2 protein-coding genes are annotated in these 2,155 nt (G+C 69.1%); both read left to right on the top strand.

The annotated features are described in order from the left end of the window. Positions 1–1,009, top strand: a 1,009-nt coding sequence (locus VF468_11055; GenBank protein HEX5878841.1) for an IS630 family transposase, incomplete at its 5' end; no start/stop codon positions are given. A gap of 417 nt (positions 1,010–1,426) precedes the next feature. Then, on the top strand, positions 1,427–1,846 hold the full coding sequence (locus VF468_11060; protein HEX5878842.1) for a hypothetical protein: 420 nt from the start codon (positions 1,427–1,429) through the stop codon (positions 1,844–1,846). The last annotated feature ends 309 nt before the right edge of the window (positions 1,847–2,155 follow it).

Genomic DNA, 2,155 nt, shown 5'->3' on the forward strand with positions numbered 1-2,155 from the left:
GACCTCCAGCCAGGCGCTGGCCGAGCGCTGCCGGATCGTGCTGGCCTGCGCCCAAGGTCGCAGCAACACCGAGGTCGCCCAGCACCTCGGGGTGGCCCGGTCCACGGTCATCAAGTGGCGCTCGCGGTTCCTGGCCCGCCGGCTGGAGGGACTGGTGGACGAACCCCGTCCGGGCGCCCCTCGCAAGCTCAGCGACGAGCACATCGAACGGGTCATCGTCACCACTCTGGAGACCACCCCCGCCGATGCCACCCATTGGTCGACCCGGTCGCTGGCCCGGGCGCTGGGGCTGAACCAGACCGCGGTCAGCCGGATCTGGCGGGCGTTCGGGCTCAAGCCGCATCTCACCGAGGCGTTCAAGCTCTCGACCGATCCGCAGTTCATCGACAAGGTCGGTGACATCGTCGGGCTGTATCTCAACCCACCCCAGGCCGCCCTGGTCCTGTGCGTGGATGAGAAGACTCAGGTGCAGGCGCTGGACCGGACCGCGCCGGTGCTGCCGCTGCTGCCAGGGACCCCTCAGCGGGCCACCCATGACTACACCCGCCATGGCACCACCAACCTGTACGCCGCCTTGGATGTGGCCTCGGGCAAGGTGATCACCGAGCTGACCGGCCGGCACCGCGCCATCGAGTTCCGCCGCTTTCTGGCCCGCATCGACCAGGCCGTACCAGCCGAGCTGGCCGTGCATGTGATCTGCGACAACTCCTCGACCCACAAGACCCCAGCGATCCAGCGCTGGCTGACCGCCCACCCCCGGTTCCAGCTGCACTTCACCCCGACCTACAGCTCCTGGCTGAACCTGGTCGAGCGCTTCATCGCCGAGCTGACGACCAAGTGGCTGCGTCGCGGCACCCACCGCTCAGTGGCCGAACTCGAGCAGTCCATCCGAACCTGGATCGACACCTGGAACGACGACCCCAAGCCATTTGTGTGGACCAAGACCGCCGACCAGATCCTCGACAGCATCGCCACCTACTGCCAACGAATCAACGCCTCAGGACACTAGCCATCCTGGCCGCCAGCCAGCGCAGCCAAGCCCAGCGGCTCGGCGACGCGGAGCTGATCACCCAAGGCCTGAGCACCGTATCGGTGGCGCTGATGGTGGCGGGATTCACGGTGCCGTCCTGGGGCCCGCGGCTTGGCCTTCCCGGGTTGCTTCACTGGTTGGGCCGCTACCGCGCCCACCGGCGGCTCTATCCGCTGTGGCGGACGCTGTGCCGAGCCGTTCCGAGCATCGCCTTGGAACCGCCGTCGGCAAGATGGCGCGACGCCTTGACGCTCCGAGGCGGCGTGACCTTCCGCCTGCAGCGGCGTTGCGTCGAAATCCGTGACGGTCAGGTCAAGCTGCGTCCTTGGCGCGACCCACGAGCCTTCAACACCGCTGAGGAGCTAGGTCGGCGGGGCCGGACTCGACGGCGAGAACTTGGAGGCGGCCGTTGAGGCAGCCACCCTGCTCGCGGCTGCCCAACTGCGCCGACGGGCCGCTGCCATCGGCGAGAACCTGGGTCGGCGGGTCGGGTTGGACGGTGAGAAGTTGGAGAAGGTGATCGCGGCCGCCACCCGTGCGGCGGCCGTGCCGATTAAGACGAGCGGGCAGGTAGCGGCCGGACACCGGGCCACGGCGGCAGGTCCTGGCGGTGGCGACCTTTACACCGAGAACGCCTGGCTCAGCAAGGTCGCAACCGCCATGCGCTCGCCCGTGGTCCGCACCGTGCTCGCTCGCCAGCGGCGGGCGCAGCGTCCATTGCTACAACGGTCGGCTGAGCACGCCGCCGCCGCAGTGGAGCGCCAGGCTGCTGCCGTGGCTGACGGTGATCGGCAAGCCGCCGAGCAGCGGCTGTGACCGCACCAGCCCCTGACCGGCCATCCCCGGCTGAACCTGCGGGTAACATGCCACGGTGCCTATGGCATAATCCGGCGACACGGACATGTCGCCTTTATCGTCCGCACCGGATCAGCCATCCTCCTGCCGGCCGGCCACCGCAGGATCGCCGGCGGGCAACAGACGACCCCCGGAGTCGCCCGGGCAGTGAGCGGACGGCGTTGCAGAGGCGACAGGAAGCGAGGTACCCATGACGGCGCAGGCCGGCCGAGCCGATGGACCCCGTCATGGTCACGCGGTGGTCATCGGTGCCAGCGTCGCTGGGCTGCT

The sequence above is a fragment of the Actinomycetota bacterium genome, from assembly GCA_036280995.1.
GTDB lineage: Bacteria > Actinomycetota > CALGFH01 > CALGFH01 > CALGFH01 > CALGFH01.